Origin of the sequence: uncultured Maribacter sp., from assembly GCF_947500405.1 — a bacterium.
Taxonomy (GTDB): Bacteria; Bacteroidota; Bacteroidia; order Flavobacteriales; family Flavobacteriaceae; genus Maribacter_B.
This window is the reverse complement of the sequence record NZ_CANMRY010000004.1, coordinates 25,625-46,572: the sequence shown is the minus strand read 5'-3', so window position 1 is coordinate 46,572 and position 20,948 is coordinate 25,625. Positions and strand designations below refer to the sequence as shown.

At 31.6% G+C, this 20,948-nt stretch carries 21 protein-coding genes; 13 read left to right on the top strand and 8 right to left on the bottom strand.

Annotation, left to right across the window (positions count from 1 at the left end):
* The first annotated feature begins 235 nt into the window (after positions 1-235).
* Together gndA and Q0945_RS06580 are read left to right on the top strand one after the other, a co-directional pair.
* Complete coding sequence (gene gndA / locus Q0945_RS06585; RefSeq protein WP_299432367.1) at positions 236-1,639, top strand: NADP-dependent phosphogluconate dehydrogenase; 1,404 nt, start codon at positions 236-238, stop codon at positions 1,637-1,639.
* Positions 1,640-1,660: 21 nt separating this feature from the next.
* Positions 1,661-2,011 (top strand): ribose-5-phosphate isomerase, encoded by a 351-nt coding sequence (locus Q0945_RS06580; protein WP_299432365.1) that lies wholly within the window; start codon positions 1,661-1,663, stop codon positions 2,009-2,011.
* Positions 2,012-2,139: 128 nt separating this feature from the next.
* On the opposite strand, the gene carB is transcribed toward Q0945_RS06580, so the two are convergent.
* Both carB and rpmH read right to left on the bottom strand, forming a co-directional pair.
* Positions 2,140-4,992: a carbamoyl-phosphate synthase large subunit gene (gene carB, locus Q0945_RS06575; RefSeq protein ID WP_299432362.1), complete on the bottom strand. Its 2,853-nt coding sequence runs from the start codon at positions 4,990-4,992 to the stop codon at positions 2,140-2,142.
* Positions 4,993-5,091: 99 nt separating this feature from the next.
* A complete protein-coding gene (gene rpmH, locus Q0945_RS06570) occupies positions 5,092-5,259 on the bottom strand; it encodes a 50S ribosomal protein L34 (RefSeq protein ID WP_027067351.1) in 168 nt (55 codons plus the stop codon).
* 209 nt (positions 5,260-5,468) lie between these two features.
* On the opposite strand from rpmH, the gene Q0945_RS06565 reads away from it, so the two are divergent.
* Positions 5,469-5,984 carry a DUF2892 domain-containing protein gene (locus Q0945_RS06565; RefSeq protein ID WP_299432359.1) on the top strand — a complete coding sequence of 172 codons (516 nt, stop codon included), beginning with the start codon at positions 5,469-5,471 and terminating at the stop codon, positions 5,982-5,984.
* Positions 5,985-6,057: 73 nt separating this feature from the next.
* Here the strand turns inward: Q0945_RS06565 and Q0945_RS06560 are convergent, their stop codons facing one another.
* Both Q0945_RS06560 and Q0945_RS06555 read right to left on the bottom strand, forming a co-directional pair.
* Positions 6,058-7,005, bottom strand: a complete 948-nt coding sequence (locus Q0945_RS06560) for a lytic transglycosylase domain-containing protein (RefSeq protein ID WP_299432356.1) — start codon at positions 7,003-7,005, stop codon at positions 6,058-6,060.
* Between the two features lie 46 nt (positions 7,006-7,051).
* Entirely contained in the window at positions 7,052-7,714 is a 663-nt protein-coding gene (locus Q0945_RS06555; protein WP_299432353.1) for an alpha/beta hydrolase, read from the bottom strand.
* Positions 7,715-7,883: 169 nt separating this feature from the next.
* On the opposite strand from Q0945_RS06555, the gene Q0945_RS06550 reads away from it, so the two are divergent.
* Positions 7,884-8,177, top strand: coding sequence for a GNAT family N-acetyltransferase (locus Q0945_RS06550; RefSeq protein ID WP_299432350.1), 294 nt, complete (start codon positions 7,884-7,886; stop codon positions 8,175-8,177).
* Positions 8,178-8,231: 54 nt separating this feature from the next.
* Here the strand turns inward: Q0945_RS06550 and mtaB are convergent, their stop codons facing one another.
* The 3 genes from mtaB to Q0945_RS06535 all read right to left on the bottom strand — a co-directional run bounded on the left by mtaB (position 8,232) and on the right by Q0945_RS06535 (position 11,095).
* Entirely contained in the window at positions 8,232-9,560 is a 1,329-nt protein-coding gene (mtaB, locus tag Q0945_RS06545) for a tRNA (N(6)-L-threonylcarbamoyladenosine(37)-C(2))-methylthiotransferase MtaB (RefSeq protein WP_299432348.1), read from the bottom strand.
* Positions 9,561-9,562: 2 nt separating this feature from the next.
* Positions 9,563-10,738 carry a GlmU family protein gene (locus Q0945_RS06540; protein ID WP_299432345.1) on the bottom strand — a complete coding sequence of 392 codons (1,176 nt, stop codon included), beginning with the start codon at positions 10,736-10,738 and terminating at the stop codon, positions 9,563-9,565.
* An 84-nt stretch (positions 10,739-10,822) separates the two neighbouring features.
* Complete coding sequence (locus tag Q0945_RS06535) at positions 10,823-11,095, bottom strand: type B 50S ribosomal protein L31 (protein ID WP_298486639.1); 273 nt, start codon at positions 11,093-11,095, stop codon at positions 10,823-10,825.
* A gap of 170 nt (positions 11,096-11,265) precedes the next feature.
* Here Q0945_RS06535 and Q0945_RS06530 point away from each other — a divergent pair, with 170 nt between their 5' ends.
* From Q0945_RS06530 to Q0945_RS06495, 8 genes are all read left to right on the top strand, one after another.
* Complete coding sequence (locus Q0945_RS06530; protein WP_299432340.1) at positions 11,266-11,790, top strand: DUF4199 domain-containing protein; 525 nt, start codon at positions 11,266-11,268, stop codon at positions 11,788-11,790.
* Between the two features lie 35 nt (positions 11,791-11,825).
* Positions 11,826-12,788, top strand: a complete 963-nt coding sequence (locus Q0945_RS06525; RefSeq protein ID WP_299432337.1) for a glycosyltransferase family 2 protein — start codon at positions 11,826-11,828, stop codon at positions 12,786-12,788.
* A 38-nt stretch (positions 12,789-12,826) separates the two neighbouring features.
* Positions 12,827-14,536, top strand: coding sequence for a phospho-sugar mutase (locus tag Q0945_RS06520; protein ID WP_299432334.1), 1,710 nt, complete (start codon positions 12,827-12,829; stop codon positions 14,534-14,536).
* Positions 14,536-16,359 (top strand): ABC transporter ATP-binding protein, encoded by a 1,824-nt coding sequence (locus Q0945_RS06515; protein WP_299432331.1) that lies wholly within the window; start codon positions 14,536-14,538, stop codon positions 16,357-16,359. Before Q0945_RS06520 ends, Q0945_RS06515 begins: the two co-directional genes overlap by 1 nt.
* 221 nt (positions 16,360-16,580) lie before the next feature.
* Complete coding sequence (locus tag Q0945_RS06510) at positions 16,581-16,922, top strand: GNAT family N-acetyltransferase (RefSeq protein WP_299432328.1); 342 nt, start codon at positions 16,581-16,583, stop codon at positions 16,920-16,922.
* Between the two features lie 138 nt (positions 16,923-17,060).
* The gene (locus tag Q0945_RS06505) at positions 17,061-17,603 is read left to right on the top strand and encodes an RNA polymerase sigma factor (RefSeq protein ID WP_299432325.1); all 543 of its coding nucleotides are present in this window, start codon (positions 17,061-17,063) and stop codon (positions 17,601-17,603) included.
* 32 nt (positions 17,604-17,635) lie between these two features.
* The gene (locus tag Q0945_RS06500; RefSeq protein WP_299432322.1) at positions 17,636-18,151 is read left to right on the top strand and encodes a hypothetical protein; all 516 of its coding nucleotides are present in this window, start codon (positions 17,636-17,638) and stop codon (positions 18,149-18,151) included.
* Positions 18,141-18,590, top strand: coding sequence for a hypothetical protein (locus tag Q0945_RS06495; RefSeq protein ID WP_299432320.1), 450 nt, complete (start codon positions 18,141-18,143; stop codon positions 18,588-18,590). The genes Q0945_RS06500 and Q0945_RS06495 overlap by 11 nt, the downstream gene beginning before the upstream one ends.
* A gap of 33 nt (positions 18,591-18,623) precedes the next feature.
* Here Q0945_RS06495 and Q0945_RS06490 read toward each other — a convergent pair whose 3' ends face one another.
* Entirely contained in the window at positions 18,624-19,658 is a 1,035-nt protein-coding gene (locus tag Q0945_RS06490) for an oxidoreductase (RefSeq protein ID WP_299432317.1), read from the bottom strand.
* Positions 19,659-19,730: 72 nt separating this feature from the next.
* Between Q0945_RS06490 and Q0945_RS06485 the strand changes: the two genes are divergently transcribed.
* The gene (locus Q0945_RS06485; protein ID WP_299432314.1) at positions 19,731-20,948 is read left to right on the top strand and encodes a methyltransferase domain-containing protein; all 1,218 of its coding nucleotides are present in this window, start codon (positions 19,731-19,733) and stop codon (positions 20,946-20,948) included.

Below are 20,948 nucleotides of genomic sequence, written 5' to 3'. Positions count from 1 at the left end.
TCCTATTTTTCATTGCGAAAATTAATCATAATTATGCAATATAAAATACGTAATGCCAAAATAGATTCTATTATTTCTTATTTAAAACAACATTAATTTAATAGTTTCAAAAGTGTAAATAATATTAAAACTAATTTTTTTCTATTACTTTTGATTCTACTATTTTTTTTAGACGATAAGTAGTAACACAACAAACAAAATATTTTATTTAGGAGTATAGATTAAAATAAAACAAATGGGAAAATCATACGATTTTGGATTAGTAGGATTAGGAGTTATGGGTCGTAACTTTATATTAAATGTTGCAGACAATGGTTTTTCTGCTTTTGGACACGATTTAGATACCGAAAAAGTAACTGCATTACAAAAAGAAGGTGGCGATACTAGTAAAGTTAACGCTTCTACAGATGCTGTAACTTTTGTAAATGCTCTTTCCTCTCCAAGAAAAATAATGTTATTAGTACCTGCTGGTAAAATTGTAGATAGCGTTATTGATGGTCTATTACCGTTTTTAGATAAAGGGGACATTATTATAGATGGCGGAAACTCTTTCTTTACAGATACAGATCGTAGGGATGCTTATTTAGCAGAAAAAGGAATACACTTTTTTGGCTCTGGAGTTTCTGGAGGTGCTAAAGGTGCTCGTTTAGGACCTAGTATTATGCCTGGCGGTAACAAAGAAGCTTACCAACACGTTAAACCTATTTTTGAAGCAGTTTCTGCAAAATATAAAGGTGAACCTTGTGTTGCCTATTTAGGACCAAAATCTGCAGGGAATTATGTAAAAATGGTACATAATGGTATAGAATACGGCTTAATGCAACTGACTTCCGAAATATACAATATCCTTAAAAAGGGTGGAAATTATACCAATGCGGAATTACACCAAACCTATTCTAAATGGAATGCCGGAAGACTTCAATCTTTCTTAGTAGAAATTACTTCCGAAATTTTAAATAAGAAAGATGATTTAGGAGATGGTGATTTGATAGATAAAATATTAGATAAAGCCAAGCAAAAAGGTACTGGAAAATGGACTAGCCAAAATGCAATGGATTTAGGTATACCAGTACCATCTATAGACGTTGCGGTAAGTATGCGAGAAATCTCTGCCTTAAAAGAAGAACGTGTTAAGGCTGATGCTTTATATGATAAGCCTACGGTTACTCTAATGGACAAAGAAAAACTGGAAAAAATTACTGAAGAGGCTTTATACTTTTCTTTTATTATAACATATGCACAAGGTTTACACCAATTAGCCGATGCTTCTAAAGAGTATGGTTATGAATTAGATATAGCTATTATAGCCAAAATATGGCGTGCAGGTTGTATTATCAGAGCTGGTTTATTAGCCGACATTACAGAAGCTTTTAACATAGATAAAGAATTACCTAACTTACTGCTTTCTCCTTCTTTTATAGAAAAAATACAAAATACTGTAGATTCTGCTAGAGAGTTAGTTTCTTATGCTGCTGTAAATGGTATTCCTTTACCGGGGCTATCTAATTCTTTAACTTATTTTGATGCGTATACATCTAACCGTTTGCCTTTGAATTTAATACAAGCGCAAAGAGACCATTTTGGCTCTCATACCTATGAACGAACTGATAAAGAAGGTATTTTTCATACGGAGTGGTAATTAAAGGTATTTTTATACACAATGCCAAAAGAAACATATCATATTTATGTAATTGAACTTTCTAAAAAAGTGTTTACGGAAAACAGAAAATTTAGAGAAGCTAATCCGCAATTTAATGGCGTTTTAGAGTGCTTGTATGTTGGCATGACAAGTAAGACTCCTAAAGAGCGTTTTGAACAACATAAAACTGGTTACAAAAATAAAAAAGGGTACAAAATATCGGCTACTATTGTAGAAAAATATGGCATGTATTTAAGAGGTAGTTTATACCAGCATATAGCCCCTCTAAAAACTAGAGAAGCAGCTCTAAAAATGGAAGAAACTTTAGCATTAGAATTACGAAGAAAACGTTATGCCGTCTGGTATAACTAAAATTCCATTCAAATTTTTAATGAGATTTAGTTACCAAACACTATCTTTTCATTTAACAAAAAAACCTCAAAGAGATAATCTCTTTGAGGTTTTTAAAATTTAAATAACTTCTTTTATAAAAAAGCGTATTACTTACTCAAATACATTTTACGTCTTGAATACAGGTTATAAAATTCATCATCTTTTAAACTATCAATGAATAAAATACTTTCGCCAGTACTCTTCATTTCTGGTCCTAAGTTTTTATTTACGTTAGGAAATTTATTAAAAGAGAATACTGGTTGTTTTATAGCATACCCATCTAATTTTGGATTAAAGTTAAAATCTTTTAACTTCTTATCGCCTATCATTACCTTAGTTGCATAATTTACATAAGGTTCTTTATAAGCCTTAGCAATAAAAGGAACCGTTCTTGAAGCTCTTGGATTTGCTTCTATAATATAAACTGTATCATCTTTAATTGCGAACTGAATATTAATAAGACCTACTGTATTTAAAGCTAATGCTATTTTCTTTGTATGATCTTTTATTTGTTGCATTACAAACTCCCCTAAGTTAAAAGGTGGTAATGTAGAGTTACTATCGCCAGAGTGTACGCCACAAGGCTCTATATGCTCCATTATACCTATAATATAAACATCTTCCCCATCACAGATAGCATCTGCTTCTGCTTCTATTGCACCATCTAAATAATGATCTAAAAGAAGCTTATTTCCTGGAATAGATTTTAGTAAATTAACAACGTGTTCTTCTAACTCCTCCTTATTAATTACAATTTTCATTCCTTGCCCACCTAGAACATAAGAAGGTCTAATTAATAAAGGAAAATCTAATTCATCCGCCAACGCAGAAGCTTCGTCTGCAGTTTCTGCTATTCCAAATTTTGGAAAAGGTATTTTTAAATCGGTTAATAAATCAGAGAAACGTCCTCTATCTTCTGCTAAATCTAAAGCATCAAAGCTAGTTCCTATAATCTTTATACCGTATTTCTCTAATTTTTCTGCTAATTTTAAGGCCGTTTGCCCTCCTAACTGTACAATAACTCCTTCTGGTTTTTCATGACGAATTATATCATAAATATGTTCCCAAAAAACGGGTTCAAAATATAATTTATCTGCCGTATCAAAATCGGTAGAAACCGTTTCTGGATTACAGTTAATCATAACAGTTTCATAACCACATTCTGCCGCTGCTAAAACGCCATGTACACAACAGTAATCAAACTCTATCCCCTGACCTATTCGGTTTGGTCCTGAACCTAATACTACTATTTTTTTCTTATCGGTAACTTCACTGTCATTTGCAACATAAAGTTCACCTTCTGGAGTTTCTATTTCTGCTTCAAAAGTAGAATAGTAATATGGCGTCATTGCTTTAAATTCTGCCGCACAGGTATCTACAAGCTTGTACACCCTGTTTATATTCATTTCTACTCTCTTGTTATAAACTTCGCTTTCATAACAATCTAACATATGTGCTATTTGGCGGTCTGCAAAACCTTTTTGCTTAGCCTCTAACATTAAATCTTTGTTCAAAGATGCTATAGTATAAGTAGAAATTTCTTTTTCTAAAAAGTGTAGTTCTTCATATTGTTTTAAGAACCACATATCTATTTTTGTAATCTCATGGATTCTACTCAGCGGAATTCCAATTTGTATAGCGTCATAAATAACAAAAACTCTATCCCAACTTGGAATTTTTAATTTGCTAATTATTTTTTCATAATCTCTATACCCCTTACCATCGGCTCCTAAGCCATTACGCTTTATTTCTAAAGACTGCGTTGCTTTATGCAATGCTTCTTGGAAAGAACGGCCTATACCCATAACCTCTCCTACAGATTTCATTTGCAGACCTAAAGTACGATCAGAACCTTCGAACTTATCAAAGTTCCAACGTGGTATTTTTACAATAACATAATCTAAAGTAGGCTCAAATAATGCCGAAGTAGATTTTGTAATTTGATTATCTAGCTCATCTAAGTGATAGCCAATAGCTAATTTAGTGGCTATTTTTGCAATAGGATACCCCGTTGCTTTTGATGCTAATGCCGAAGAACGAGATACTCTAGGATTAATTTCAATTGCAATAATATCTTCATTTTCATCTGGACTTACCGCAAATTGCACGTTACAACCTCCTGCAAAATCTCCAATACTACGCATCATATGTATAGCCATATCACGCATTTTCTGATACGTTCTATCTGAAAGTGTCATTGCTGGTGCAACGGTGATAGAATCTCCAGTATGGATTCCCATTGGATCCATATTTTCAATAGCACAAATAATTACTACATTATCATTCTTATCACGTAGTAATTCTAATTCGTATTCTTTCCAGCCCATTAAGGCTTTATCTATCATTACTTCATGAATTGGTGACACTTCTAAACCAACACTAAGCAATTCATCAAAATCTTCTGGTTTATATACTATAGATGCTCCTGCACCACCCAATGTGTAAGATGCTCTAATAACTAAAGGAAAACCAAATTCTTGTGCTATTTCCTTACCTTTTAAGAAAGATGTAGCAGTAGCTTGTGGAGCCATACCAACCCCAATTTTAAGCATTAATTCACGAAATTGTTCTCTATCTTCTGTAATATTAATAGCATCAATATCTACTCCAATAAGCTCTACATTAAAATCTTCCCAAATTCCTTTTTCGTCTGCCTCAATACATAAATTTAATGCGGTTTGTCCTCCCATTGTAGGTAAAACGGCATCAATATTAGGATGTTTTTTAAGAATCTCTATAATAGATTTTGTTGTTAAAGGCTTAAGGTATACGTGATCCGCCATAGACGGATCTGTCATAATTGTAGCTGGATTGCTATTAATTAATATTGTTTCAATTCCTTCTTCACGTAAACTTCTAAGAGACTGAGAACCAGCATAATCAAACTCACAAGCTTGTCCAATAACTATTGGTCCGGATCCTATTAATAAAACGCATTTTAAATCTTTTCTTTTTGGCATGGGTGTATTCTATAATTTGTGTTTCTAAAAAATTTGGTCAAAAAAAAGGTGCTACTCTTAAAAAAGTAACACCTTAATATTTTTAAAATAATGAAATCATTACTTCTTATGTCTTGTTTCAGATGAAACAGTCAATTTCTTTCTTCCTTTAGCTCTTCTTCTAGCAAGAACTTTTCTTCCATTTACAGAAGCCATACGCTCTCTGAAACCATGTTTATTCTTTCTCTTACGCTTAGATGGCTGATATGTTCTTTTTTGTCCTGGCATTTTTTAATCCTTTTTGTTATTTTCAAAATTACGATCCTAACCGTAAAATCTGGGCGCAAATATACAAAGAGTTTTTGCATTGACAAATCTAAATAAAAAAATATTTAGGATTGTTTTTATTACTTTTGCCAGAATATTTTTAGAATGCTGTTTTTTATCAAAGATTTAGCATTTAAAGCTCTAATTTAAGTAAATAATATATAACTATAATGTTCAACAAAAATTTAAAACTTGTAATTGCCGCTCTTATCATAGCTTATGCTGTTTATCAATTTATAGAAGGAAACATTGGCAATGGTATTTCTCTACTCCTACTTTCCTCTATTTTCATTTTTCTTTATTTTAGAAATGAGATTATTTTACTTTCTTTTTTAAGAATGCGTAAACAGGATTTAGCGGGTACCGAAAAATGGTTATCTAAAATTAAAAACCCAGAAGCAGCTTTAACTGTTAAGCAACAAGGTTATTTTAATTACTTACACGGAATTATAAACTCGCAAACCAATTTAACTAAAGCTGAGAAATTCTTCAAAAAAGCTCTTAAGTTAGGCTTAACTATGGATTATGATTTGGCAATGGCTAAATTAAGTCTTGCTGGCATAGCAATGCAAAAAAGAAGAAAAAGAGAAGCTACTACCTTATTGAGTGAAGCAAAAAAACTAGATAAAAACAAAATGCTTACCGATCAGATAAAAATGATGCAACAGCAAATGAAAAAGATTTAACTCTTTTACATTTACTTAGAAACAAAAAGAGCCTTCAAAATGAAGGCTCTTTTTGTTTTATCAAACTACAACTTTACATTGCTTTATAATATCCTTTATTAGGAATTTCTAATACATACTTTTTTCTAGAGGCATTATTTAAGTGCGCCTCTCTTAACCATGGGTTATGCCGCTTTAAAATCTTATAATTAATCTCATATTTAGATGCAAAATCTGCAAAGTTAGCTACTGGCTCATTCAACTCTACTTTAAAAGTTGGTATTGCAGAATACATATCATCTTTCTCAATATCAAAACCATATTTATTTGGGTTAGATAATATTTCTTTTATTGCCATAATTCTAAAAACATACCTTCCTGTTTCTTGCCCTAATAACAAATCATAATAATCGTCTACCTTTTGTATTCCTAAGTACTTATTTATTGCTCCAGGACCTGCGTTATAAGCAGCTGCAGTAAGTGTCCAACTTCCATACTTTTTATACCATCTATTTAAATAATCACAAGCTACTTGTGTAGATTTCTCTAAATGATACCTTTCATCTACATTAGAATTTATTTCTAAACCATATTCTTTTCCTGTTCCTTTCATTATTTGCCAAAAACCTGTTGCCCCTGCATGAGAAACCACATTGGTAAGCGCACTTTCTGCTACTGCTAAGTATTTAAAATCGTCTGGAATACCATTTTTAGCCAAAATAGGCTCTATAACTGGAAAATACTTGTTTGCTCTTTTCATTAAAAGCAAAGCGTTAGACTGCCAGTAGGTATTTACCAAAAATTCGCGATCTACACGCTCCATAATTTCTGGATCCTTTTGTGGCACTACTTCTTTTGCAAAATTTAAATCCGCAGGTATATCTATAGCCGTAATTCTATAAGAAGATCTATCTACAGTCTCTTCTGCTTCAATAGTTTTTTTAAGTTCCTGTGTTTTATTCTCATCTTGTACAGCAAATATTAAAGTGCTAACAACAAATACAACACCCAAAAGCATTAGTATATTTTTTAAAATCTTCATAATTATTATCTATAGTTTGTTACCCAAAGGTATTAATACAACTTTCTTATTCCAAAATAATTGTAGGTAGTTGTTCATTAAACCATTTAGCTCTGTGAATTATCATGGTATGCGTCCCATTTTTTACAGAAATACATTTTTTAATGTTTTTTATTGGAAAAACTGGATCTTTTTCTCCTTGTATATGAACTATACCTTTAACCTCTTTTTTAGGATTAAAATTTATTATTTGGTCAATTGCCCAATCTATATAACGTTTATCTCTTACTGAAAGATATTCTTCATAGAGAGCCAAACGTTTTGTAGCAGTTTCACCAAAAGCATATTTAGCTAACAACTCTACATTAGTAACCAAACCCGTTGGCAGCAACTTATGTACTCTAGTATATTTTGCAAATAACATTCTTTTTGGTAACTCCGCTTTACTTTTAACACTAGATACTACTATTACTTTTCTAAAATCTATATACTGTGCCATTTCTTGCACTAACATACCACCAAAAGAAACACCTAACAAGACAGGTTTAGGGTGCTTTATCATAGCACACATCTTAATTGCATAAGCTTTTAAAGACATTCCCTTATCTGGTACAAACCACTCTAACCAGTGTATTTTAAACTTATTCTCTGGTAATTTTATACTTTTAAATATGGATGGATTTGCGGCCATACCTGGCATTAAATAAACATGAATTAAAGAATCTTCCATATGAACCTGAATAGCTATAAACTAGGATTTTAGCTTTTTTTTTAGTAACTTTGAATCTTGCACATTTACATACACTATACAAAGTGTTATTTCTTGTAAATGTATGTAAAATTACAACTTAAGAACATTGTAATTTTTAACAAAGACCAGAAATTAAAATCATAACTATATGAATGAAGTAGAAATTAACGACAACAGTTTCTTGCGCCAATTTGAAACTACTATTCAGGGGCATTTAGCAAAAATTGAATATTCTTCCCAAGAAAGAAAAGTTTTTTTAACTAAGCTTGTTATTCCTGAAGGTGTTTCTAAAGAAGGTTTTAAAGAAGATTTCATTAAAGCTGTTTTAAATACCATTCAAGAAAAGAATTTAAGAGTTGTTCCTACAAGTCCAGAAATTGCTGGTTTTCTTAGAAAAAACAGACAATACAAAGGAATGCTTCCTATAGGTATTAGAATCTAAATTTTAGATTAAGAAATTAAAAAGTCCCAATTATAGTTAGTATCGGGACATTTTTTATGCTGTAATTTTATTTTCTTTAAAATTAAACCTTACTAAACCATCTTCATCAATCTTGGTTAAAGTAACGGCACGCAATGTATTTACTAAATCTGGATTCCATGGCGCTTTTACTTTTACATAATTCTCTGTAAAACCATGAATATATCCCTCTTTATTCTCCCCTTCAAACAGCACAGTTAACTCCTGCCCTATTTGACTCTCATAAAATGCCCTACGCTTCTTAACTGACAAACCTCTAAGCATTTTACTCCTCTTATGCCTTACATTTTTAGGAACCACGTTAGGCATTAAGGCTGCTTCGGTATTTTCTCTTTCTGAGTACGTAAAAACGTGTAAATAAGATATATCTAAAGTAACCAAGAAATTATAGGTTTCTAAAAACAACTCCTCTGTTTCTCCAGGGAAACCAACAATTACATCCACCCCAATACATGCATTTGGCATTGTTGCTTTAATTTTAGTTATTCTATCTACATACAAATTAGTTAAATACCTACGTTTCATAAGTTTTAACAATGCATCACTACCGCTTTGCAATGGAATATGAAAATGAGGCACAAAAGAATTACTTTTTGCAACAAAATCTATCGTTTCATTTTTAAGTAAATTTGGCTCAATAGAAGATATCCTTAGTCTGTGTATCCCTTTTACAGTGTCTAATGCCTGTACTAAATCATAAAAAGTATGTTCATGTTTTTTGTTCCCAAACTCTCCTTTTCCGTAATCTCCTATATTAACCCCCGTAAGTACAATTTCTTTAATCCCTTTAGCCGATATTTCTGCAGCATTTTTTAACACATTAGCCACAGAATCACTTCTTGAGATACCTCTTGCTAAAGGTATTGTACAATAAGTACATTTATAATCACAACCATCTTGCACTTTTAAAAAAGCTCTAGTCCTATCCCCTATAGCATAACTACCAACATAAAAATCTGCCTCCTGAATTTCACAAGAATGCACCTCTCCTAAATCATTTTTAGTAAGGTCATTTATATAATCTGTTATCTTAAATTTTTCCGTTGCTCCTAAAACTAAATCCACCCCATGAACAGATGCTAATTCTTCTGGCTTTAATTGCGCATAACAACCAACAGCTGCAACAAATGCTTCTGGATTAACTTTTTGTGCTTGCTTTACTATAGTTTTAAACTTTTTATCTGCATTTTCCGTAACAGAACATGTATTTATTACATACATATCTGCAGGCTCTGAAAATTCTACACGCTCAAAACCTTCTTTCGTAAAATCTCTAGCGATAGTAGAGGTCTCAGAAAAATTTAGTTTACAACCTAATGTATAGAAAGCTACTTTCTTTTTCATTACTAATATTTACGCCATTTTGCAGTAAGTTCAAAAACCCTACTAAGTATATTAGCATCTATTTCAGTGAATTCTATACCTCTTCTAGCCATTACAACTTTAGCAACATCAAATGCTTTTTTAGTGGCATAACTAGTAAAACCATTAGCTCCTCCCCAACTAAAACTTGGTACAAAATTTCTAGGAAATCCTGGCACATAAACATTTGTATTTACACCAATTACAGTACCTGTATTAAACATTGTATTTATAGCTGTTTTGCTATGGTCTCCCATCATTAAACCACAAAATTGCAGTCCAGTTTGTTCAAAACTCTCTGACGCATAATTCCACAATTTTACTTTAGCATAATTATTTTTAAGGTTAGAGTTATTAGTATCTGCTCCTAAATTACACCACTCTCCTAACACTGAGTTCCCTAAAAAACCATCATGACCTTTACTAGAATACCCAAAAATTACAGAATTATTTACCTCTCCTCCTATTTTACTATACGGCCCTACAGTTGTTGCTCCATAAATTTTTGCTCCTAATTTTACAGTAGCATGCTCACATAAAGCTAAAGCACCACGAATTATACTACCTTCCCATATTTCAGCATCTTTACCCACATAAATAGGACCATCTGTAGCATTTAATATTGCAAACTCTACTTTTGCTCCTTCTTCTAAAAAAATATTTTCTGGATTTATTACTCTGTTTGTATCCGATATTGGTTCACTTTCTCTTCCTTCTGTAATAAAATCAAAATCGGCCTGCAGAGCTTCTGCGTTTTTAGAAAAAATATCCCATGTGTTTTCTATACGTAAAACACCTCCATTATACTCTATATGCTTGTAGTTTGAAAAATCTACATCTTCTTGAGAATCTTTAGTGAAAAAAGCAACAACATCTTCGTTATAAAAAATGGCTTCGTTTTCTTTTAACCCTTTTACCAAGGCTACAATTTCTTTGTTTGGTATAAATGAACTATTTAATAAAATATTTTCATCCATTTCTACCATAGGATATTTTTCTTCTAAATAATCCTCCGTAATTGTAGTGGTTGTTGTATTCAAGTACTTTTCCCATTTTTCTCTAATAGTAAGAATCCCTACACGAATATCTGCAACTGGCCTGGTTAATGTAAATGGAAATAAAGCTTCTCTAACGGTTCCATCAAAAAGAATATAATTCATGCGTTTAATTTTAATAAAATTAAAAAATAAACGCCCTCGATAAAAATTACCGAGGGCGCTAGTATATTATAAAAGTGAAATATGCTATTCCTCTTCTTTCTTTTCAACTTTTGAAAACTTCTTGTACTTATTCTTAAACTTGTCAATACGACCAGCTGTATCTAAGAATTTAGCTTTACCAGTATAAAATGGGTGAGATGTTCTTGAAATTTCCAATTTTACTAAAGGATATTCAACGCCATCCACTTCTAAAGTTTCTTTTGTATCCGCAGTAGATTTTGTTAAAAACACTTCGTCGTTAGACATGTCTTTGAACGCTACTAATCTATAATTTTCAGGGTGTATACCTTTTCTCATCACTTATAACTTTAAATACTTTTCTCTTAAAGAGCTGCAAATTTAATTATTTTTTGGAAATTGACAATCTAAATCATCAAAAAATAAAAATAAATTATTTTACTTTTACCTGTAACAAATTATCAATGTATACAACTAACACACTAATAACAACCAAAAATATTTAGAAAATGGAAGAAAAAAAAATTAAAACAGGTTCATTTGCCTTAACCTATGGCCTTATTTTAGGGGCTGTTAGTGTAATTTTTGCCTTAATGTTATACTCTATGGATATGCATTACCAAGGAGGTTTACCTGTAATGATAGTTAGTCTTGCATTAACTTTAATTGCAATAATATTAGGTATGTATCAATTTAAAAAAGCCAATAGAGGGTATATGACTTTTGGGCAAGGACTAAAAGTTGGAGTTGGAATTTGCCTTATAGGGGGAATTATTGGTATTGTCTTTAACCAACTAATGGCTAATATAATTGACCCAGATATGATGGAAAAAGCCATGGCTTTTCAAAAAGAACAACTCTTAGCTACTACTAAAATGACGGAAGAACAAATAGATGCCCAAATGGAAATGGGAAAAAAAATGGGTACTCCTATGATGCAAGTACTAATTGGCTTAGTTTTTAGCGTTTTTATTGGCTTTATTTTTTCATTAATTCCTGCATTAGCTCTGAAAAAAGAAGAAATTCTGAACTAAGTTCGTATTTTTGGGATAGATTTTTAAAATAGCGAATGCAATTATCTATTATTATACCATTACTTAACGAAGAAGAATCGCTAAAAGAACTTCATGATTGGATTGTTACAGTTATGCAATCCAATCATTTTTTATATGAAATTCTTTTTATTGATGATGGTAGCTCTGATGAATCCTGGAATATTATTTCCAAATTAGCTAACACAAACCCCAATGTAAAAGGCATACGTTTCTTTAAAAATTATGGTAAATCGCAGGCTTTACACGCAGGATTTAATGCTGCTAATGGAGAGGTTATTATTACCATGGATGCCGATTTACAAGACAGCCCAGAAGAAATACCAGAACTTTACCAGCTAATACAAAATAAAGGGTTTGATCTAATATCTGGTTGGAAGAAAAAAAGATACGATTCTATAATTGCAAAAAACATGCCTTCCAAATTATTTAATTGGGCGGCAAGAAGAACTTCCGGAGTAAAACTGCACGACTTTAATTGCGGTTTAAAAGCCTATAAAAAAGAAGTTATAAAAAACATAAAAGTATCTGGCGAAATGCATCGCTACATTCCTGTTCTGGCAAAAAATGCTGGTTTTGCAAAAATTGGAGAAAAAATTGTAACCCACCAAGCTCGTAAATACGGTAAAACCAAATTTGGGATGGAACGCTTTATTAATGGCTTTCTAGACTTAATTACTATTTGGTTTGTGTCTAAATTTGGAAAAAGACCAATGCATTTTTTTGGCGCTTTAGGGGTGCTAATGTTTATAATAGGTTTTAGCTTTGCTATTTATTTAGGAATAGATAAATTGTTTATTAACAAAACTGGTAGATTAATTACAGACAGACCGCAATTTTTTATCTCCTTAATTGCTATGGTAATAGGAACTCAATTATTTTTAGCTGGGTTTATAGGAGAAATAATTGTTCGCTCCAAAACAAATGAAACTAGATACAATATTTCTGAAGAAGTAAATTTAAAAAAATTTAATAAATAACCGAAAATCAAGTTTTTGAGGTAAAATTCTTACAAATTATGGAAGCATATTTAAATACGGTAAAAACCTGGCAGTCAGACTTTTTTGATGCCGATACAAAAAAAGAAATAGAGGAATTACAAAACAATAATACCGAAGAACTTAAAGATAGGTTTTATAAAAACTTAGAGTTTGGTACTGGTGGTATGCGCGGCGTAATGGGCGTAGGAACAAATAGAATTAATAAATACACCTTAGGAAAAAACACCCAAGGTTTATCTAACTACTTAAAAAAAGTATATGCTGGTGAAGAATTAAAAGTAGTTATAGCTTACGATTGCAGACACAATAGTGATACTCTTGCAAAAACAGTTGCGGAGGTATTTTCTGCCAATGGTATTAAAGTTTTTCTTTTTTCTGAATTAAGAACTACTCCTGCTCTTTCTTTTGCAGTTCGTGATTTAGATTGCCATGTAGGTATTGTTTTAACAGCCTCTCACAACCCTCCAGAATATAATGGTTATAAAGTATATTGGACAGATGGCGGACAAATTGTACCACCGCAAGATGGCGCTATAATTTCTGAAATAAATAATTTAAATTTTGAGGATATTAAGTTTGATGCTAATCCAAGTTTAATTGAATTAATTGACAAAGAAGCAGATGAGTCTTTCATTTCTGCCTCTGTAGCAAACGGAAACTTTAATGCGAAAGGAAAAGATGATTTTAAAATTGTTTTTACTTCGTTACACGGTACTTCAATTACTGCAATTCCAGAAGTTTTAAAAAGAGCTGGTTACAATAACGTAACTATTATTGAAGAGCAAGCAAAACCAGATGGTAATTTCCCAACAGTAATTTCTCCTAATCCAGAAGAGCCAGAGGCTTTATCTATGGCTATTGCAAAAGCAGAAGAAATTGGGGCAGACATGGTTGTTGGTACAGACCCAGATAGTGATCGTTTAGGTATTGCCGTTCGTAATTTAGATGGCAATATGGAAATCTTAAATGGAAACCAAACCATGATATTAATGACCAAATTTCTTTTAGACCAACGTAAAGCTAAAGGAATGAATGGGAATGAGTTTATTGGCTCTACTATTGTTTCTACACCAATGATGGGAAAACTTGCAGAAGCTTATGACGTTGAATATAAAGTTGGTTTAACTGGCTTTAAATGGATAGCAAAAATGATAAAAGATTTCCCTAATCAAGACTTTGTTGGTGGTGGCGAAGAAAGCTTTGGTTTTATGGTAGGTGATTTTGTTCGTGATAAAGATGCCGTTACCTCTACCCTACTTGCTTGTGAAATTGCTTCTAATGCAAAAGCAAATGGGAGCTCTTTCTTTAAAGACTTAATTGATTGTTATGTAGATTTTGGATTCTATAAAGAAAAATTAATTTCTTTAACTAAAAAAGGAATTTCTGGTGCCGAGGAAATTAAACAAATGATGGTAGACTTTAAAGAAAATCCTGTAGCTACAATAGATGGCTCTAAAGTTGTAACTGTAGAAGATTATAATACCGCTACTTCTACTAATCTTGAAACTGGAAAAGTTACACCTATAGATATTCCTACTTCCAATGTATTAATTTACATTACAAAAGATGGTACCAAAATGGCAGCAAGACCTAGTGGAACAGAACCTAAAATAAAATTCTATTTTAGTATTAATACTTCTCTTAACAAAGCAGAAGATTTTAAGACTGTAGATGCAGAATTAGATGCAAAAATTAACCGCATTGTAAGTGAACTTAAATTAGGTTAATGGAGTATTTTAAAAAGATACTCCGCTTTGCTAAACCCTATAGGAGTTATGCAATATTAAATATTATATCTAATATTTTTTATGCGCTGTTTGCCACTTTGGCAATGGTTTCTTTATTTCCAATGTTATCTGTTATTTTTAAACAAACAGAAGCTATACATACAAAACCACATTGGAAAGGTCTATTTAATGCAAAGGAGTATCTTTTTGATTACCTAAGTTATTTTGTTACCCAAAAAGCTGGTCAAGGAGAAAATGACGCTTTAATTTTTATGGTTGCCTTAGTAATTTCTATGTTTTTTCTTAAAAACTTATTTAATTACTTAGCTATGTATTTTATTACCTTCCTAAGAAATGGTGTATTAAAAGACATCCGAAATGAGTTGTACAAAAAAACGGTAGAATTACCATTATCCTATTATTCTGAAAAAAGAAAAGGAGATACAATTGCTAGAATAACTACAGATGTTTTAGAGATTCAGCACTCGTTTCTTTCCATATTAGAATTAATCATTAGAGAACCGTTAACTATATTGTTTACTATTATAGCAATGGTTTCCATTAGTGTAAAGCTAACCATTTTTGTCTTTATCTTTTTACCAATTTCTGGTTTTTTAATTTCATTATTAGGAAAATCTTTAAAAAGAAAATCGGATAAAGTACAACAAGAACAAGGAGCTTTTTTATCCATTCTAGAAGAAACTTTAGGTGGTTTACGTGTTATTAAAGCTTTTAATGCTGAAGAAAAATTCTCTAGTATATTTCAACGTTCTACAAAACGTTTTTTCAACTTTTCAAATACATTATTAAACCGACAAAATTTAGCTTCCCCAACAAGCGAGTTTTTTGGAATAGCAGCAATTGGTGTTATCCTCTGGTTTGGTGGTCAAATGGTTTTGGTAGAAAAAACCCTAAAACCTGAATTATTTATTGCTTATATGGGATTAGCTTATAATATTCTTACTCCTGCAAAGGCAATTAGCAAAGCCTCTTATGGCGTTAAAAAAGGAAATGCCGCAGCAGAAAGAGTATTAGAAATATTAGAAACAGAAAATCCTATTTCAGAAATTACTAATGCTATAAACAAACAAGACTTTACTACTGGAGTAAAATTAGAAAACATTTCTTTTAAATATGAAGAGGAATATGTTCTTAAAGATTTTAATCTTACCGTAAATAAAGGAGAAACAGTTGCCTTAGTTGGACAATCCGGTAGTGGAAAAAGTACCATTGCAAACCTAGTTACTCGTTTTTATGACGTTAACCAAGGTGCCATTACTATTGATGGTGATAATATTAAAGACCTTACTAAAAAGTCTTTGCGTGGACTTATGGGATTAGTTACTCAAGATTCTATCCTATTTAATGATACCGTTAAAAATAATATTGGTCTAGGAAAAGAAAATGCTACCGAAGAAGAAATTATAGCAGCCGCTAAAATTGCTAATGCACATGATTTTATCTCAGAACTCCCTAATGGATATGATACTAATATTGGAGACAGCGGAAATAAATTAAGTGGCGGACAAAAACAACGTTTATCAATTGCAAGAGCGGTTTTAAAAAACCCACCAATAATGGTTCTAGATGAAGCTACATCTGCATTAGATACCGAAAGTGAACGTTTAGTGCAAGATGCATTAGACAAAATGATGCAAAACCGCACTTCTATAGTTATTGCGCACCGTCTTTCTACGATACAAAAGGCAAATACAATAGTGGTTTTACAAAAAGGAGAAATTGTAGAACAAGGAACACACCAAGAGCTTTTAGCTGCTAATGGCGTATACAAAAAATTGGTAGCAATGCAGTCTTTGGGCTAAGCATTACTTCCTATTTACACATAAGAAACAAATCTTTTAATGATTCAAGTAAGACTTAATAATATATCAGATAATTATTTCAACAAAGCTTGGGAGCTATATGAGCATGCCTTCCCTCCAGAAGAACGGCGATTACTAAGCACGCAAACTCATATAATGAAAAAATCAAATTATCATTTTGATGTCTTGATGGATAAAAATGAATTCATAGGTTTTCTTTTATGGTGGGTTTTAAAACACTAAAGTACGTAGACCATTTTGCAACATCTACACAACAAAGAAATAAGGGTTTTGGTAAATTAATTCTTGAAAATTTTATTGAGGCTAGCAATAAACCTATCCTGTTAGAGGTTGAACTTCCTAATTCCTCTATCAATAAACGTAGAATAAAATTTTACGAAAGAATTGGCTTTAAACTCAATCAGCATTATTACGAAGTTCCAGCTTCAAAAAAGGGTCAAAAACCTTTACAATTACTATTAATGTCCTACCCCTATATTCTTACAGCAAAAGATGTGAAAGATTTCACAGACAAATGTCACCCTCTTATTTTTACTGATTAATAATCTTTTTAAAAAATAAAGGAAAAACTTTAGTTATTTTTCTTTAATCAATAACTACATGGAAATAAACATTTTAGGGTAAGCAGTTAAACCTTTTACTACCTTTGTAGTCTAAGCATAGAACGCAAATTAAAACTATTGATTGCTGAGCAAACTTTATTAGAGGAATTAAAGCAAACTGAAACCCAGGCAAGGGCTTTTGAAAAGCTTGTGAACACCTATAAAGAAAGATTGTATTGGCATATAAGGCGTATTGTATTAAATCATGATGACGCCGATGATGTCTTACAAAATACATTTATTAAAGTTTATAGAAACATTACTAACTTTAAAGGAGATAGCAAACTTTATTCCTGGATGTATAGAATTGCGACCAATGAATCGCTTTCCTTTTTAAAATCGAAATCTAAAAAAATGGGGGTTAGTAGCGTTGCGTTACAAGAAACACTGTTAAATAATTTAGAATCTGATGTTTATTTTGAGGGCGATGAAATTCAATTAAAATTGCAAAAGGCGATTGCAACATTACCAGAAAAGCAAAAGTTAGTTTTTAATATGAAGTATTTTGATGAAATGAAGTACGAAGAAATATCTGAAGTATTAGAAACTTCTGTAGGAGCTTTAAAAGCTTCTTACCATCTTGCATCAAAAAAAATTGAATCGTATATAAAAGAAAATTAAACCTTTACAAAAAAAGAAGTCTAATAAATACCATGAAAGCACCTAATAAAAATAGCGGATTCAGGCTTCCAGAAGATTATCTGGAAAACTTTAACGATTCTCTGTTAAATAAAATTGCTACTTCAGAAGAAAGCAAAATACCTAACAAAGAAGGCTTTACAGTACCCAAGGATTATTTTGACACTTTACATAAAAATATTTCAGATAAATTAGAAGAAAAACCTACCAAGGTAATTGCTATACAATCGTATAAAAAATACTATTACTCTGCCATTGCAGCAGCTATTGTTTTACTCTTTGTTGGTATAAACTTAAATAAAACAGTAGATTACAGTATAGAAGATATAGCTAATGCTGATATAGATTCTTATATTGAATATACCGATTTAAACTTTTCTAGTTATGAAATTGCCGAAGTAGTTCCTATAGATAATTTAGATATTACCGATATATTAGACGCTGGAATAAATGAAGAAAATATTATTGACTATTTAGAAGATGAACTAGATAGTTTTAACGAATTTAATTTAGACAGTTATGATTATTAAAAAAACAATATTTGTTGCTGTGTTATTAATTGCTACTAGCATTTTTGCACAACGCAAACCCGACCACGAAAAGATAAAAGCATTAAAAATTGCTTATTTAACAGAGAAGTTAGACTTAACTAGTAATGAAGCGCAAAAATTTTGGCCTGTATATAATGCTCATGAAGAGAAAGTAGAGAAAATAAGAATGCAACAAAGGTCTGAAATTTATAAAAAGTTAAGAGAAATAGATAAATTATCTGAAAAAGAGCTAAGTAAACTTTTAGAATTGGAAATTTCTTTAAACAAACAAAAACATGTATTAGAAGAAAAATTAATTCAAGATATTAGAAAAGTAGTTTCTGCCAAAAAAACATTTATTATGTTACAATCAGAATCTGGGTTTAAAAGAAAACTACTACATCAATATAGAAAAAAACACAAATCAGAAAATAGATAAAGTATTTAAAAGGAGCTAATAAGCTTCTTTTTTTTATTTAAAACTTAGTTTTGCAATTCTATTTTTCCCTGCAGCATAAGCAATAGTATCATTTGCAAAACGAATTGTATAAAAAGACTCTTCGGAAAGTTGTTGCCAACTTTCTCCTCTATTTTTAGAATAAGAAATCCCTGTAAAACCTATAGCAACAATTTCATTCCCATTAGAATTAGGAACAAATTGCACACAACTTTTATAGCCAGGGTCTTTATTTTTCGCTATTAATTTCCACGTGTTACCACCATCTGTTGTTATTGCTTTATTCCTAGTATTAGACTCTGGGTTGGTGTAATCTCCTCCAATAGCAACTCCTATTTTAGCATCATAAAAATCTAAAGAATAAATGCCTTGTGTGGGCTTTTCTCCTAGAATAGGAGTTGCTAAAACGTGCCAACTAACTCCTTTATTTTCAGAATAATAAATCCTGCTATTTGTGGTAGCTATCCAAGCTTTATCTCCTTGCACTTTAATGTTAGTATTACTCGCAGCAAAAGCCCCTTCCTCTCCTACTTCTTCTGGCAAATTTTCACAAGGAATTCTAGACCAACTTTTACCACCATCTCTTGTAATTAATATAGAGAGGCAACCATTATTGCTATCGCCAACGGCTATTCCCTCCTTAGAATTCCAAAAAGTCATTGCATCATAAAAAACATTTTCTCCTTCTTCTTTATACACTAATTCCATTTTTCCTGCATCACCGGTTTTATATAACAGAGCCGGACTTCCTATAGAAAGCATAAAAAAATCGGAATTTGTATGCGAAACAGACCTAAAATGAGGCTTCTTACCTTCAAAATCTATAGCATTTAGTCGTACATTATTATTTGTTGCTAAATCTACAGAACCAAAAACACCTTTGTCCGCAGCAAAAGCTAAACTATTTTCCATAATCTCAATAGCTCTTATACTAACAGAATCCTCATATATAACCTCTACTTGCACAGAAGAAAAAGTCGTTTTTTTCTTTTCTTGATGACAACTAAATAAAAGCAACACAAATAATAAAATTGGAAAAGAAAATTTCATGAAGATTAATTTTATCAAAAATAAGTCTATTCACTTCTAATACAATACCTTTGCACCCTTATTTTTTAAGTGATGAAATTACACAGAAATCTTGTTTTTGCAGTTGTAGACGCGTTAAATTTAATTTTTAATGAAGGTGAGTATGCAGATAAAGTAGTACAAAAAGTTTTAAAGTTTGATAAACGTTGGGGTTCTCGTGACCGTGGCTTTATTGCAGAAACTACCTATGATATTGTTCGTTGGAAACGCTTGTACTCTGAAATTGCAGAAGTAAAAGCACCATATTCTAGACCTAACTTATTCCGTTTATTTGCTGTTTGGGCCATTCTTAGAGGTATAAAATTACCCGATTGGAAACAATTAGAGCCAACACCAGAAAGAAAAATTAAAGGAAGGTTTGATGAACTTTCTAAAACAAGAAAATATAAAGAGTCTATTCCAGATTGGATGGATGAACTTTGCGAAAAATCTTTAGGAGAAAAACTATGGGATAAAGAAGCCACTGCTTTAAACCAACAAGCAGATGTTATTTTAAGAGCAAATACATTAAAAACTACTAAAGAAAAATTACGCAAAAACCTTTTAGAAAATGGTATTGACTCAGATGCTATAAAAGGATATACAAGTGCTTTAAAGTTAGCAGAACGTGGAAATGTATTTACTAGTGATGCCTTTAAAAATGGCTGGTTTGAGGTGCAAGATGCTTCTTCGCAACTGGTATCTGAGTTTTTAGAGGTAAAACCTGGAATGCGTGTTGTAGATACATGTGCTGGTGCAGGAGGAAAAACATTGCATTTAGCTGCTCTTATGGAAAACAAAGGACAATTAATTGCCCTAGACATTTATGCCAATAAATTAAAAGAATTAAAGCGTAGAGCAAAACGTGCAGGAGCGCATAATATTGAACCCAGACATATTGACTCTACCAAAGTAATTAAAAAGCTTTACGGTAAAGCAGATAGGGTTTTAATTGATGCTCCGTGTACTGGTTTAGGAATTTTACGAAGAAATCCAGATGCCAAGTGGAAATTACAGCCAGAATTTGTAGATAAAATTATAGCAACGCAAAAAGAAATTATTCGTAGTTATAGTAAAATAGTAAAACCAGGCGGGCAAATGGTATACGCTACTTGTTCTATTTTACCACAAGAAAATATTGAACAAGTAAAATCCTTTTTGACCTCTGATGAAGGTAAAAGCTTTCAATTAGTAAAAGACAAAAAGATTTTTGCTTCTACTAGCGGGTATGATGGTTTCTATATGGCATTGTTAAAAAAAGAAAACAGTTAA

What these genes read in the sequence shown, in the direction of transcription:
- gndA (WP_299432367.1), top strand. Translation starts at nt 236, where the DNA reads ATGGGAAAATCATACGATTTTGGATTAGTAGGATTAGGAGTTATGGGT.
- Q0945_RS06580 (WP_299432365.1), top strand. Translation starts at nt 1,661, where the DNA reads ATGCCAAAAGAAACATATCATATTTATGTAATTGAACTTTCTAAAAAA.
- carB (WP_299432362.1), bottom strand. Translation starts at nt 4,992, where the DNA reads ATGCCAAAAAGAAAAGATTTAAAATGCGTTTTATTAATAGGATCCGGA.
- rpmH (WP_027067351.1), bottom strand. Translation starts at nt 5,259, where the DNA reads ATGCCAGGACAAAAAAGAACATATCAGCCATCTAAGCGTAAGAGAAAG.
- Q0945_RS06565 (WP_299432359.1), top strand. Translation starts at nt 5,469, where the DNA reads ATGTTCAACAAAAATTTAAAACTTGTAATTGCCGCTCTTATCATAGCT.
- Q0945_RS06560 (WP_299432356.1), bottom strand. Translation starts at nt 7,005, where the DNA reads ATGAAGATTTTAAAAAATATACTAATGCTTTTGGGTGTTGTATTTGTT.
- Q0945_RS06555 (WP_299432353.1), bottom strand. Translation starts at nt 7,714, where the DNA reads ATGGAAGATTCTTTAATTCATGTTTATTTAATGCCAGGTATGGCCGCA.
- Q0945_RS06550 (WP_299432350.1), top strand. Translation starts at nt 7,884, where the DNA reads ATGAATGAAGTAGAAATTAACGACAACAGTTTCTTGCGCCAATTTGAA.
- mtaB (WP_299432348.1), bottom strand. Translation starts at nt 9,560, where the DNA reads ATGAAAAAGAAAGTAGCTTTCTATACATTAGGTTGTAAACTAAATTTT.
- Q0945_RS06540 (WP_299432345.1), bottom strand. Translation starts at nt 10,738, where the DNA reads ATGAATTATATTCTTTTTGATGGAACCGTTAGAGAAGCTTTATTTCCA.
- Q0945_RS06535 (WP_298486639.1), bottom strand. Translation starts at nt 11,095, where the DNA reads ATGAGAAAAGGTATACACCCTGAAAATTATAGATTAGTAGCGTTCAAA.
- Q0945_RS06530 (WP_299432340.1), top strand. Translation starts at nt 11,266, where the DNA reads ATGGAAGAAAAAAAAATTAAAACAGGTTCATTTGCCTTAACCTATGGC.
- Q0945_RS06525 (WP_299432337.1), top strand. Translation starts at nt 11,826, where the DNA reads ATGCAATTATCTATTATTATACCATTACTTAACGAAGAAGAATCGCTA.
- Q0945_RS06520 (WP_299432334.1), top strand. Translation starts at nt 12,827, where the DNA reads ATGGAAGCATATTTAAATACGGTAAAAACCTGGCAGTCAGACTTTTTT.
- Q0945_RS06515 (WP_299432331.1), top strand. Translation starts at nt 14,536, where the DNA reads ATGGAGTATTTTAAAAAGATACTCCGCTTTGCTAAACCCTATAGGAGT.
- Q0945_RS06510 (WP_299432328.1), top strand. Translation starts at nt 16,581, where the DNA reads ATGGTGGGTTTTAAAACACTAAAGTACGTAGACCATTTTGCAACATCT.
- Q0945_RS06500 (WP_299432322.1), top strand. Translation starts at nt 17,636, where the DNA reads ATGAAAGCACCTAATAAAAATAGCGGATTCAGGCTTCCAGAAGATTAT.
- Q0945_RS06495 (WP_299432320.1), top strand. Translation starts at nt 18,141, where the DNA reads ATGATTATTAAAAAAACAATATTTGTTGCTGTGTTATTAATTGCTACT.
- Q0945_RS06490 (WP_299432317.1), bottom strand. Translation starts at nt 19,658, where the DNA reads ATGAAATTTTCTTTTCCAATTTTATTATTTGTGTTGCTTTTATTTAGT.
- Q0945_RS06485 (WP_299432314.1), top strand. Translation starts at nt 19,731, where the DNA reads ATGAAATTACACAGAAATCTTGTTTTTGCAGTTGTAGACGCGTTAAAT.